The sequence below is a fragment of the Caballeronia sp. AZ7_KS35 genome (assembly GCF_023631045.1).
Taxonomy (GTDB): Bacteria; Pseudomonadota; Gammaproteobacteria; order Burkholderiales; family Burkholderiaceae; genus Caballeronia; species Caballeronia zhejiangensis.
This window is the reverse complement of sequence record NZ_JALQDV010000001.1, coordinates 317,977-330,564: the sequence shown is the minus strand read 5'-3', so window position 1 is coordinate 330,564 and position 12,588 is coordinate 317,977. Positions and strand designations below refer to the sequence as shown.

Annotated in this window: 12 protein-coding genes; 9 read left to right on the top strand and 3 right to left on the bottom strand. The window is 63.7% G+C overall.

Annotation, left to right across the window (positions count from 1 at the left end; genetic code table 11):
• Positions 1-20 precede the first annotated feature (20 nt).
• Both NCT05_RS01565 and NCT05_RS01560 read left to right on the top strand, forming a co-directional pair.
• The gene (locus tag NCT05_RS01565) at positions 21-578 is read left to right on the top strand and encodes a DUF1289 domain-containing protein (RefSeq protein WP_250501864.1); all 558 of its coding nucleotides are present in this window, start codon (positions 21-23) and stop codon (positions 576-578) included.
• Positions 575-1,486 (top strand): MBL fold metallo-hydrolase, encoded by a 912-nt coding sequence (locus NCT05_RS01560; protein WP_250501644.1) that lies wholly within the window; start codon positions 575-577, stop codon positions 1,484-1,486. The genes NCT05_RS01565 and NCT05_RS01560 overlap by 4 nt, the downstream gene beginning before the upstream one ends.
• 177 nt (positions 1,487-1,663) lie before the next feature.
• Here NCT05_RS01560 and NCT05_RS01555 read toward each other — a convergent pair whose 3' ends face one another.
• Positions 1,664-2,554 carry an alpha/beta fold hydrolase gene (locus NCT05_RS01555; RefSeq protein WP_250501643.1) on the bottom strand — a complete coding sequence of 297 codons (891 nt, stop codon included), beginning with the start codon at positions 2,552-2,554 and terminating at the stop codon, positions 1,664-1,666.
• A 259-nt stretch (positions 2,555-2,813) separates the two neighbouring features.
• Between NCT05_RS01555 and NCT05_RS01550 the strand changes: the two genes are divergently transcribed.
• The gene (locus tag NCT05_RS01550) at positions 2,814-3,776 is read left to right on the top strand and encodes an NAD(P)H-dependent flavin oxidoreductase (RefSeq protein WP_008351955.1); all 963 of its coding nucleotides are present in this window, start codon (positions 2,814-2,816) and stop codon (positions 3,774-3,776) included.
• A gap of 68 nt (positions 3,777-3,844) precedes the next feature.
• Here NCT05_RS01550 and NCT05_RS01545 read toward each other — a convergent pair whose 3' ends face one another.
• Together NCT05_RS01545 and NCT05_RS01540 are read right to left on the bottom strand one after the other, a co-directional pair.
• Positions 3,845-4,954: a porin gene (locus NCT05_RS01545; RefSeq protein WP_008351956.1), complete on the bottom strand. Its 1,110-nt coding sequence runs from the start codon at positions 4,952-4,954 to the stop codon at positions 3,845-3,847.
• A gap of 508 nt (positions 4,955-5,462) precedes the next feature.
• Positions 5,463-5,831, bottom strand: a complete 369-nt coding sequence (locus tag NCT05_RS01540; RefSeq protein WP_034470363.1) for a hypothetical protein — start codon at positions 5,829-5,831, stop codon at positions 5,463-5,465.
• Positions 5,832-6,344: 513 nt separating this feature from the next.
• On the opposite strand from NCT05_RS01540, the gene NCT05_RS01535 reads away from it, so the two are divergent.
• The 6 genes from NCT05_RS01535 to NCT05_RS01510 all read left to right on the top strand — a co-directional run bounded on the left by NCT05_RS01535 (position 6,345) and on the right by NCT05_RS01510 (position 12,584).
• Positions 6,345-7,364, top strand: a complete 1,020-nt coding sequence (locus tag NCT05_RS01535) for a bile acid:sodium symporter family protein (RefSeq protein ID WP_033536558.1) — start codon at positions 6,345-6,347, stop codon at positions 7,362-7,364.
• Positions 7,365-7,685: 321 nt separating this feature from the next.
• A complete protein-coding gene (locus NCT05_RS01530) occupies positions 7,686-8,723 on the top strand; it encodes an acyl-CoA dehydrogenase family protein (RefSeq protein WP_250501642.1) in 1,038 nt (345 codons plus the stop codon).
• Positions 8,711-9,502 carry a PIG-L deacetylase family protein gene (locus tag NCT05_RS01525; protein WP_034470357.1) on the top strand — a complete coding sequence of 264 codons (792 nt, stop codon included), beginning with the start codon at positions 8,711-8,713 and terminating at the stop codon, positions 9,500-9,502. The genes NCT05_RS01530 and NCT05_RS01525 overlap by 13 nt, the downstream gene beginning before the upstream one ends.
• Positions 9,499-10,110 carry a class I SAM-dependent methyltransferase gene (locus NCT05_RS01520; protein WP_034470354.1) on the top strand — a complete coding sequence of 204 codons (612 nt, stop codon included), beginning with the start codon at positions 9,499-9,501 and terminating at the stop codon, positions 10,108-10,110. The genes NCT05_RS01525 and NCT05_RS01520 overlap by 4 nt, the downstream gene beginning before the upstream one ends.
• Before the next feature lie 204 nt (positions 10,111-10,314).
• Entirely contained in the window at positions 10,315-11,334 is a 1,020-nt protein-coding gene (locus tag NCT05_RS01515; protein ID WP_250501641.1) for a LacI family DNA-binding transcriptional regulator, read from the top strand.
• Positions 11,331-12,584 (top strand): AGE family epimerase/isomerase, encoded by a 1,254-nt coding sequence (locus tag NCT05_RS01510; protein WP_250456650.1) that lies wholly within the window; start codon positions 11,331-11,333, stop codon positions 12,582-12,584. Before NCT05_RS01515 ends, NCT05_RS01510 begins: the two co-directional genes overlap by 4 nt.
• Positions 12,585-12,588: the final 4 nt, after the last annotated feature.

Sequence of the window (12,588 nt, the reverse complement as noted above, 5' to 3'; positions counted from 1 at the left end):
CGTGCGTCGATGTATGCCGCATGAATCCGGAGACCGGTTTCTGCGACGGCTGCTTTCGCAACATCGACGAAATCGCCGCGTGGTCGTCCCATGACGATGACGCGAAACGCGCGGTGCTCGCGCGCGTCGAGAGCCGCCGTCAGGGCGCGCGCGTGGTGACGCTCGGCGAATCGTTCGACGCGACGCTCGCGCTGCCGCCCGATTCGATCAAGCACTTCGCGACGCTCGTCAACGATCTCAACCCGCTGCATCACGACGACGCCTACGCGCGCGCAAGCCGTTTCGGTGCGCTGATCGCATCGGGCACGCAGCCGACCGCGCATCTGATGGCGATGCTCGCCACGCACTTCTCGCAATACGCGCAGCCGCTCGGACTCGATTTCGGCATCAGGCTGACGCGCGCGGTGAAAGCGAACGACGTGCTCACGATGTCCTGGCGCGTGACCGAAGCGAAGTGGAAAGCGAGTCTGAACGGGGATCTCGTGAAGCTGGAGGGCGACGCGCGCAATCAGCTCGGCGAAACGGTGATGAAGGCGACGGCGACCATCGTCGTGATGCCGCTGGAGACACGCGCGTGAGAACGCTGCCGGAGTCGATGACGGTCTTCGAGCGCGGCTGGCTCTCGTCGAACAACGTGCTGTTCAGAAGCGCCGAAGGCACCGCGATCGTCGATACGGGCTACGTATCCCACGCGCCGCAAACGCTCGCGCTGGTCAAACAAAAGCTCGGCGCGCGCAAGCTCGATCTGATCGTCAACACGCATCTGCATTCGGATCATTGCGGCGGCAACGCGCTGCTCCAGCGCACGTACGCCTGCGACACGCTGATTCCCGCAAGCGAAGCGCACGCCGTGCGCGCATGGGACGAAGACGCGCTCACGTTTCGCGCGACCGGCCAGCGCTGCGATCGCTTCGATTTCACGGGCACGATCGCGCACGGCGGGACGCTCGCGCTCGGCGGCTTCGACTGGAACGTGCTCGGCGCGCCGGGCCACGATCCGCATTCGCTGATGCTCCATTGCCCCGAGACGCGCGTGCTCATCAGCGCGGACGCGTTGTGGGAAAACGGCTTCGGCGTGATCTTTCCCGAACTCGAAGGCGACAGCGGTTTCGCGGAAGAACGCGCGGTGCTCGAACTCATATCGACGCTCGACGTCGATATCGTGATTCCCGGCCACGGCGCGCCGTTCACGGACGTTGCGCGCGCGCTCGAGGTCGCTTCGTCGCGACTCGATTACTTGCAGGCCGATCCCGCGCGCAACGCGAAGAACGCGCTCAAGGTGCTGATCGTCTTCAAGTTGATGGAAGTGCGCGCGATGACGCTCGATGCGCTCGTCACGATGACGCAAGACGCCCGCGCGATGCGCGCCGCCGCCGATGCGCTCGCGCCATCGGGCGAATGTCATACGCTCGTCGAGAAAATCGTCGGGGAACTGGCGCGCGGCGGCTCGGTGAACGTGAGCGGCGAAACCGTGTCGGTGGCCTGAACCGCCCGAGTGCACAAAAAGAAAGCCGCTTGTCAGCTACGGCAAGCGGCAGAATCATATGGACGTGATCAACGTCCCAAGTATCGTATCGCGACACTATTTCACGTGCATCGGTGCTTTCCCTACAAAATTGTAACGACACCTGAATTCACGTAAAGCCCAATGCCGGCGCGGGTTTCAGGGCGCATCTGCCTCGAAGAACGCGAGCATTTCCGCGAGCAGCATGTCGGGCTGTTCCTCGGGAATGTAGTGCCCGCACGGCAGCGCGCGGCCGCTCACGTCGCGTGCGACGCGCCGCCATTCGTCGAGCGCGTCGAAGCGCCGTCCGATGACGCCTTGCTCGCCCCACAGCACGCGCAGCGGACAGGCGATCTTCATGCCGCGTTCGAGATCGGCGCGTTCGTGTTCGAGGTCGATGCCCGCCGACGCGCGATAGTCCTCGCACGTCGCGAAGATCGCACCCGGCGCGGCAAACGCGTCGCGATACGCCTGCAACGCATGCGGCGCGAAGGGCGCAAATCCCGCTTGGCCACTGCCCAATAGCCGATCGATATATGCGTCCGGGTTGCCGCCGATCAGCAATTCCGGCAGCGGCGACGGCTGGATCAGCATGAACCAGTGGAAGTTTGCAGTCGCGAATTCGCGGTCGGTAGCGTCGTACATCGCGAGCGTCGGCGCGATGTCGAGCAGCATCAGACGATCGACGGCGTCGGGGAAATCCATCGCCATGCGATGCGCGACCCGCGCGCCGCGATCGTGCGCGCAGACGAGAAACTGTTCGAAGCCGAAGTGACGCATGACCGCGACCTGATCGCCGGCCATCGCACGTTTCGAATAAGGCGTGTGATGCGTGTCGCTTTCCGGCTTTCCCGACGCGCCGTAGCCGCGCAGATCGGTGGCGATCACCGTGAAGTGCTTCGCAAGCTCGCCGGCGCACTTGTGCCAGATCTCGTGCGTTTGCGGATGTCCGTGCAGGAGCAAGAGCGGCGGCCCGTCGCCGCCTTTCATCCCGGCGATCTCGACGCCGCCCCTATCGACGCGAAACGGCTCGTAGTCTTTGAACGACATTGTGTTTTCTTGTTCGTGGCGTTGCGGATCATTGTAGGCGCGCTCGCGCAGTCGCCGAAGCCGTGGCGGGCGTGGAAACGCCGAAACCGAATACTTCCTCGGGAAATGGCGGATGTTTCGGCGGCGATGTCGTGCATATAATCGAACGATCGTTCGCTGGTCACGCGTGCCTTCCGGAAAATGATCGTGCGTGCCGGATCGCGCGCCAGTTCTCTAGAATGGTTTAACGCTGCTCGGACACACTCAGGAGATTCGTGCCATGGCTCTGCCCGCCATCTTGCAGCACCTCAGCTTGCCCGTCGTCGGCTCGCCGATGTTCATCGTCAGTTATCCCGAGCTCGTGCTTGCGCAATGCAAGGCGGGCATCGTCGGCTCTTTTCCGGCGTTGAACGCGCGTCCCGCCGAACTGCTCGACGAATGGCTCACGCAGATTCAGAGCGAGCTCGCCGCGCACAAGGCCGCGAATCCCGATGCCGTGATCGGGCCGATCGCGGTCAATCAGATCGTTCATCAGTCGAATGCGCGGCTCGAACAGGACGTGCGCGTGTGCGTCGAGCATGAGGTGCCGATCTTCATCACGAGCCTGCGCGCGCCGGTCAAGGAGATGATCGACGCCGTGCATTCGTACGGCGGCATCGTGCTGCACGACGTCATCAACTTGCGGCACGCGCAGAAAGCGCTCGAAGCGGGCGTCGACGGCCTCATTCTCGTCGCGGCGGGCGCGGGCGGTCACGCGGGGACGACGTCGCCGTTCGCGCTCGTCGGCGAAGTGCGGCGCATGTTCGACGGCCCGATCGTGCTGTCGGGCGCGATCGCCAATGGCGGCTCGATCCTCGCGGCGCAAGCGATGGGCGCGGACCTCGCCTACATGGGCACGCGCTTCATCGCGACGAAGGAAGCGCACGCGCTCGAGGAATACAAGCGCGCGATCGTCGATGCAACCGCCGCCGACATCATCTACACGAATCTCTTCACGGGCGTGCATGGCAACTACATCCGCGAGAGCATCGTCAATGCGGGACTCGATCCCGATGCGCTGCCCGTCTCCGACAAGAACGCGATGAACTTCGCCGAAGGCACGAGCAAGGCGAAGGCGTGGAAGGAAATCTGGGGCGCGGGCCAGGGCGTCGGGCTGATGGAGGACGTGCCGAGCGTCGCGGAACTGGTCGAGCGTCTGAAGCGCGAATACGACGACGCGAAGGCGCGCCTCGCGATCGGCTGATTTTTTGTGCCGTAGAAAGCAAAACACCGCGCCCTTGAGCGCGGTGTTTTCGTTCGATGCGAAACGCTTTAGAACTTCGCGCGGAGACCGACGCCGAAGGTATCGCCTGTCGACATGCCCGTGTACTTGTCGTTCAGGTACGCGGCGTAGACGTCGGTGCGCTTCGACAGCGGATAGTCGTAGCCGAGCGCCCAGCTCTTGTGCGTCTGATCGAGACCGCCGTTGCTGCGCGAGTACGCATACGACGCCATCACCGTGCCCGGGCCGAGCGGAACCGTCACACCGCCTTGTCCGGTGTTGACGTGGAACGTGCCGGGGCCTTCGTAGTCGTTCTTCGTGTACATGTACTGCGCGAAGAACTTGACGTACTTCATGTCGTACGACGCGCCCAACTGGCCGACGCTCTGGCTCTTGTAGCCCGGCGAAGCGAAGCCGTCCACCGACGTCAGATCGCCCGGGGTGTTGTTGAAGTTCACGTACTGATAGACGCCCGTCGCCGCGAACGGACCGTGGAAGTACAGGAACTGCGCGCTGTACTTCTTCGAGCGGCCGTCGCCGGCGGTGTTGCCGAAGCTGTACATCACGCTGCCCGACAGACCGTTGAAGTCAGGCGACGTGTACTGGACCGAGTTGTTCCAGCCCGAATCGCCGATCACGCCCTGATCCGTGCGGTACGTCGGGAATGTGCCCGCGCCGAGGAACACGTGATAGACCATCGGCGAGAAGACGTACGAATCGACGAACGGGTTGAACAGGATCGTCGAGACGAAGAGTTGCGTCGTCAGGCGGCCCGCGGTGAACGTGCCGATCGGACCTTGAATGCCGACGTATGAGTTGCGCGCGAAGAAGGTGTCGCCCTGGAAGCGTCCGTACTGACCGTTCTGCGCGCGGAAGAAGCTTTCCAACGTGAAGATGGCCTTGTAGCCGCCGCCGAGATCCTCGGCGCCCTTCAAGCCCCAGTACGACGTCGACATGCCGCCGCCGCTCACGTTCCAGGCACGATCGCCGCCGGGAAATTTCTGCGCGCCGACCCATTCGTCGACCTGTCCATACAGCGAAACGCTCGATTGCGCGTGCGCCGTGCCCGCGGCGAAGAGGCCGAACATCGCTGCGGCGACCGCGGTGGCCTTGACCGTTGTTTTCACCGTAGTCATTGCACGGTTGACGGTTGACTTCATGAACTCTCCTGTTCTTTGTCGAAAATTGAAATCTTTGCGGGCGAGTTGCGTTGCGCTCGCCTCGTCTGACCGGCATAACGGTTTAGTGGGCGAAGAGGCATCGCGTGTGGAGCGGCACCATCTTTACGGACCATTTTTCCGGTCAAAAATGTTTTTGGTTATTGCGGGTATAGCGGTTCGAATACTTCCCGCCCCGCCCGCGCGCAGGAAGGGACGCTTTGCCTCAGGCTCGCGATGGCCGGATCGACAACCGGCGAGATGCGCAGCGAGTACCGGCGCGCCTCTCCAAGCGTCGAAAGGCGTTTGAAATTAAGAATTTCGGACATTTTCCCGCGCAGGCCGCATTGTCCTTGCGCGGAAAAAAGAGCGGAACGTCTGGGGGAAATTCGATGCGCAACTGTGGCGAGATTACGTCATCGTGACAGCGAAGCTAGACGCGCAAACAGTTTTGCGCTCCGCGCGGTGAACGCGGCGAAACGGAGGTCAGCTTAGGAAGACTGCGGAGCGTTCAGTTGCGGTAGTTCGCGTTCGTCGGCGCGCGACCGTCGTCGGCCGGACGGCCGGGGGGGCGCGGCAGGCTGCGCTCTTCGTTGTAGCGCGTGATGTCGGCGCGAATCGAGCCCGCGCCACGCAGCGGCACCGTCTGATCGCCCCGCGGGCCCGGACGCACTTCGGCGCTAACGGGCGTCAAGCCGTCTTTGGCGGCGACCGGCGTGTAATGCAGCGATTGCCTGCTGGCGCCGGAATCGGTGAGGACTGTCGACGGCAGCCACTCGACGCGCGGCCCGGCAAGCGCGAGCGAACCCGCCACCGCGAGCGCGCCAAGCGCTGCGGATGCGAAAAGCCGGGTAGTGTTGCGAATGCCTGTGAGCGCCATGTCGAAACAGCCTGCGTCCGACCGATATTTCCGTCCGTGAATGGAAAGCGGAGACTTTCGCTTCAGGCGGACAACCGGCGGCAGTCGGAACATTCGGGGCCTTGCATCGAGCGATGCATAAACCCGCCAACCGGTGCATTCAACAATTTATTTCGCGCCGCGAAAGCAGTCGAGCCAAAAAGTGTTAGGCCCGCTCGATGGTTGTAACACCATGTTACGTCAGAGTTTTTCGCTGCCGCCGAGCATTTCGGACGACCAAACATATGAAGAACAAATGTGCTGGGCAGAAGAATCTAAAAGCTGCGAGATTGGCTCGCGCGCGGCCCGAGTTTTGCTGTAGCGCTCATTCGGCCTTCCTCGTGCACAGGTCGTTTCATGTGAACGTGTCATCAATCGATCCAGTAAATGAATTTGCCAATTTAATCGGGTGCGAGCGAAAATCATGGTTTTTCCTGACTTGACGCAAAAAACGCCCCGCCCAGCGGCCGGCGTGTCCAAGTACGAGACTCTTTGATGGCACGGCCCAAACTTCTTCCCGACAACTTCACGCTGGCGCTCGTCGGCACCGTCATCGTCGCGAGCTTTCTGCCCTGCCGCGGCGGCGCGGCGGTCGCATTCAACTGGATCACCGATATCGCCATCGGCCTCTTGTTCTTCCTGCATGGCGCGAAGCTTTCCCGCGAGGCGATCATCGCCGGCGCGACGCACTGGCGGCTGCATCTCGTCGTGCTGCTCAGCACCTTCGCGCTCTTTCCACTGCTCGGGCTCGCGCTCAAACCGGTGCTGACGCCGCTCGTGACGCCGGCGCTCTACACCGGCATCCTGTTTCTGTGCACGCTTCCGTCCACGGTGCAGTCGTCGATTGCGTTCACGTCGATGGCAAAGGGCAACGTGCCGGCCGCCGTGTGCAGCGCGTCCGCGTCGAGCCTGCTCGGCATTTTCATCACGCCGGCGCTCGTCGGGATCGTCGTGAGCAATCACGGCGCGACGACCGGCTCGCCGTGGCACACCGTCGGCAACATCACGCTGCAACTGCTCGTGCCGTTCATTGCCGGGCAATTGCTGCGGCCGGCCATCGGCAAGTGGATCGACAGGCATCGCGCGATGCTCAAGTTCGTCGATCAGGGCTCGATTCTGCTCGTCGTGTACGTCGCGTTCAGCGAAGCCGTGAACGAAGGCATCTGGCATTCGATTTCGCTCGGGACGCTCGCGGGGCTGCTCGCGGTCAATATCCTGTTGCTGGCGGCGGCGCTGTTCATCACGGCGTTCACGGCCAAGCGCCTCGGCTTCTCGCGCGCCGACCAGATCACGATCATCTTCTGCGGTTCGAAGAAGAGTCTCGCGTCCGGCATTCCGATGGCGAAGGTGATTTTCGCGTCGCACGCGGTCGGTGCGGTCGTGCTTCCGCTCATGCTTTTCCACCAGATTCAATTGATGGTGTGCGCGGTGCTCGCGCAGCGCTGGGGCGCACGCAAAACTGCGCCCGAAGCCGCGCGCGAGAACAAGGCCGTCGGAGCGCCCGCCCGCCGCTGATTCACGCCCGTCCGCGAACGGCGCCCGCTGGTTCGCCATATTCGATCCCCTTCCAGAAGGCCGCCGCGTGCGGCCTTTTGCGTCATTTGAACCCGGCCACGCTCAAGCGACCATTCAGCCAAGCGGCATAAGCCAGAAAGCCTGACTTTTCACATCGATTCGTCGGAACGCGTTGCCGCGCGTCCGGCACTTTGGCCTAAGTCTTTCGGCTGAATGGTGCTCGGGCATGTCCCTTGCCACACTCTTGTTCAAAACCGGGCAAAAGCGGACACGGCGCGCCATGTGGACACAACGCATCAAACTTAAACAGCGGATGGACCGATGAACTGCGTCGAACAGCATGCGACGGCCTCCGCCTTGCGCGACTTTCTCGGCAAGTTGCCGTTTCAACGCGGCAACGCCGAAGAAACAGGCCGCGCGCTTCATGCGCTGATCGGCCCGGGTCTCGATCGCCTTCCCTTGCCGGGCCGGGGAAACACGGCTGAGCGCTGGCGCGCGTTGGGCGCGGTCGCAGCCTTCGACCTCTCTTTGGTCAAGCTCTACGAAGGCCACACGGACGCGCTCGCCATCCTCGCCGAACTGGGCGGCCCGCCACCCGACGACGGCAGCGCGTGGGCCGTCTGGGCAGCAGAACCGCCGAGCGCGCGCTTGTTGGCGCTGGGTGACGCCGGCTCACAGATCGTCGCGCTGGACGGCACGAAGGCATGGTGCTCCGGAGCGGCATCGGTCACGCATGCGCTCGTAACCGCGTGGAACGAGCGCGACGAACCGGTTCTCGCCGCCGTCGATCTGCGGCAGAACGGCGTGAAAGTCACCGGTTCCGGCTGGCAAGCGGTCGGCATGGAGGCGAGCGCGAGCGTCGACGTGCGCTTCGAGCGAGTACGCGCGCAGTTGGTCGGTCCGCCGCGTGGTTATCTCGAGCGCCCTGGTTTCTGGCAGGGCGGCGCGGGCATTGCCGCGTGCTGGTTCGGCGCGGCATCGGGCATTGCAGCGTTCGTCGCGCGCGATACAAAGCATCGCGCGGGGCCGCACAAGCTCGCGCATCTCGGTGCGATCGATACGGCGCTATCCGCGACGGCCGCGTTGCTGCGCGAGACGGCGGCGTTCATCGACCGCGAGCCGCAGGCCGACGCCATGGTGCCGACGATGCGTGCGCGCCTCGCGGCCGAACATGTGGCAACGCTGGTCGTGGAGCGCGCGGGCCGCGCGCTGGGCGCCGGCCCGCTCTGCCGCGACGCGCACTTCGCGCAGTTGATGGCCGATCTGCCGGTTTTCATTCGACAAAGCCACGCCGAGCGTGACGAAGCATCGCTCGCCGAGCACGTCATAGAGGAGGAAAGGATTTCATGGCAAGTGTGACCACGCAAGCGCCTACCGACGAAACGGCCACTGACCGCGCCATACGCGGCGAAGGCACGCCCGAAGCCGCATGGCAGGGATGGGCGCGTCTGAATGCGCTGCCCGAAGTCGATCCGGCGGAACTGGTGCCGCTCGGCAGCCGGGCCGTCGTCGTTGCGCCACACCCCGACGATGAAATCCTCGGCACCGGCGGCCTGCTCGCTCGACTGTCGGAGATCAGCCGGCACATTCTCATCATCGCCGCAACGGACGGCACGGCAAGTCACCCGAAGTCATCCGAATGGCCGCCGGAACGTCTTGCACGCGTACGTCCGCAGGAAACGAGGGCTGCGCTGCAACGGCTGCATCTGCGTCAGGTCCAGGTAGTCCGGCTCGGGCTCCAGGACGGCGATCCTGACCAGATCGAATCGAGTTTGTCAGGATGCCTGTCGGAGTACCTTCAACCGGGCGACATAGTTTTCACGACATGGCGCTATGATGGTCACCCCGACCACGAGGCGGCCGGGCGCGCCGTTCAGTCCGCGGCACAAGCGCTCGATCTGCCTTGTGTGGAGGTGCCGCTCTGGACCTGGCACTGGGCGTCGCCGGACGATACGCGCGTGCCATGGAGCCGTGCTCGCCGCATCGTGCTCGACGGCGCCACGCATGCCCGGAAGCTCCGGGCCGTGCAGGCTTTTCGGAGCCAGCTCGACCCCGACGCCACCACCGGACAAGCGCCAGTGCTGCCCGAGCATGTGCTGGCAAGGCTTACACGGCCTTTCGAAGTCGTACTCATATGAACAACACCAACAACAATACTAAGCAGTACTTCGATACTCTTTATCGAGATAACGACGATCCCTGGAAAATCAGGCATCGATGGTATGAACGGCGCAAACGCGCGCTCCTGCTCGCCTCGCTTCCGCACGAACGCTATGCGCGCGCATTCGAGCCAGGCTGCGGCAACGGCGAACTGACGGCGCTGCTCGCGCCACGCTGCGACGAACTGATCGCAACCGACATCGCCGAGGACGCCGTCGCGCTCACGCGGCAACGCGTCGCGGAATATCGGAACGTCGATGTCCGGCAGATGCTGCTGCCCGACTGCTGGCCCACCGGCAAGTTCGATCTCGTCGTGATCAGCGAGATCGGCTATTACCTCGACGAGCCGCAGCTATGGCACATCGTCGAGCATATACACCAAAGCTTGTCGCATGACGGCGCGGTCGTCGCGTGTCACTGGCGTCGGCCGATCGAAGGCTGGCTTCAGAACGGCGACGAAGTCCACGCAAAGCTGCGCGGCCGCATGAGTCTGCCGCTGCTAAGCCACTATTGGGACGACGATCTGATCCTCGACGTATGGACGCCCGACAAGCGCTCGGTTCACGATCGCGAAGCCGCGGCGTAATGTTTCCGTATTTTTACTAAACAAATAACTCGCAAGGAATCGCATATATAACAACGGCCTACTGGTTTTTCTCCAATCTTCGCGGACGCTAGGTTCGAGACTTTTTACTATACAATCGCCTCGAACAAGTGAACCGGCCGAGCGCGCGCAACATCGCGCCTGAGCGGAAAACAGCCGAGAAAAGCGGAGACAGAGAACACCACGATGGCCACCACCATTCGCGATGTCGCGCGCGCGGCAAGCGTCTCGATCGGGACGGTTTCGCGCGCGCTCAAGAATCAACCAGGCTTGTCCGAGGCGACGCGCGTGCGCGTCGTCGAAGTGGCGCAGCAACTCGGCTACGATTCGGCTCAGTTGCGCACGCGCATTCGTCGCGTGACCTTTCTGCTGCATCGGCAGCACAACAATTTCGCCGTCAGCCCTTTCTTTTCCCATGTGCTGAACGGTTTCGAGGAAGCGTGCCGCGAGCGGCGGCTCGTGCCATCCGTGCTCACGGCCGGTCCGACGCACGATCTCGCGCAGCAGATGCGCCTGCACGCGCCGGACGCTATCGCGGTCGCGGGTTTCGTCGAGCCGGAACTGCTCGCGCATCTGCATTCGCTCGCGCGGCCCACCGTGCTGATCGACCTGCGCGCGCCGGGATTCCGCTCCGTCAACATCGACAATGTGAGCGGCGCGTCGCTCGCGATGCAGCATCTGTTCGCGCAAGGGCGGCGGCGCATCGCGTTCATCGGCGGATCGCTCGCGCATTACAGCATCGCGCAACGCGCGCTCGGCTATCGGAAAGCATATTTCGATGCCGGCCAGCTTTTCGATCCGACGCTCGAGGTCATGACGCAGCCGGGTCTGACCGCCGATCAGGCCGCCGCCGACGCGATGGAACGCCTCATCGCGGAAGCCCGCGCGCAATCCGGTCCCCTGCCCGACGCCGTTTTCGCCTATAACGATGCAGCGGCCCTCGCCGCGATGCGCGTCTGTCTCGCGCACGGCTTGCGCGTGCCGGACGACATCGCGTTCGTCGGTTTCGACGACATTCCGGCCGCCGCCCAAAGCACGCCGCCGCTCTCGACCGTGACCGTCGACAAGGAAGCGCTCGGGCGCCGCGGTGTCGAATTGCTGTTGGAAGATCAATCGAGCCCGCCGAGCCAGGCCGACACGCTCGTCGCCGTCAATTTCGTTCCTCGCGCGAGCTCGGGCACGAAACAGGACATCAGCACGCCATGAACATGACCGCCTCACCTGCCCTCGCGGAACCGGCGCCAGCAGAACGCGCGATCGATTTCCGCAGCCGCGACTTCCTGCTCTCCCACGTACGCGACACGCTCGCGTTCTACGCGCCGAACGCGCGCGATCCGTCCGGCGGTTTCTTTCATTTCTTCAAGGACGACGGCAGCGTCTATAACCGCACGACGCGCCATCTCGTCAGCAGCACGCGCTTCGTCTTCAACTACGCGATGGCCTTCCGCCACTTCGGCGACGCGCGCTATCGGGACGACGCGCATCACGCGTTCAGATTCCTGCGCGACGCCCACTGGGACGCCGCGAACGAAGGTTACGACTGGGAAATCGAGTGGCACGACGGCCAGAAGCGCACGCTCGACGGCACGCGCCACTGCTACGGCACGGCGTTCGTGCTGCTCGCATGCGCGCACGCGGCGATGGCGGGCATCGACGAAGCCAGGCCGATGATCGACGAAACCTTCGCGCTGATGGAAAAGCGTTTCTGGGACGCCGACGCCGGCCTCTACGCCGACGAAGCCACGCCCGACTGGCGGCTTTCGGACTATCGCGGGCAGAACGCGAACATGCACGCGACCGAGGCGCTGCTCGCGGCTTACGAGGCGACGGGTCACGTCATCTATCTGGATCGCGCGGAAAAGATCGCGGGCAACATCACGCTGCGGCAGGCGAAGCTGTCGCACGGCATGGTGTGGGAGCATTTTCATCGCGACTGGTCGGTCGACTGGCACTACAACGAATCGGACAGTTCGAACATCTTCCGTCCGTGGGGTTTTCAGCCGGGTCATCAGATCGAATGGGCGAAGCTGCTGCTGATTCTGGAGCGGCATCGCGCGCTGCCGTGGCTCTCGGCGCGCGCCGTCGAACTGTTCGACGCCGGCTTCAACCGCGCGTGGGACAGCCGTCACGGCGGCCTCTACTACGGCTTCGGCCCGGACGACACCATCTGCGACCACGACAAGTATTTCTGGGTGCAGGCCGAAGGCTTCGCGGCGGCGGCGCTGCTCGGCGCGCGCACGGGACGCGAGCGTTTCTGGGATTGCTATGACGAACTCTGGCGCTATAGCTGGGAGCGCTTCGTCGATCACGAATACGGCGCGTGGTATCGCATTCTGACGTGCGACAACCGCAAGTACGGCGACGAGAAAAGTCCCGCCGGCAAGACCGACTACCACACGATGGGCGCGTGCTACGAAGTGCTGAACGCGCTGGCCCCGACTTCGACTCAACGGTGACAAG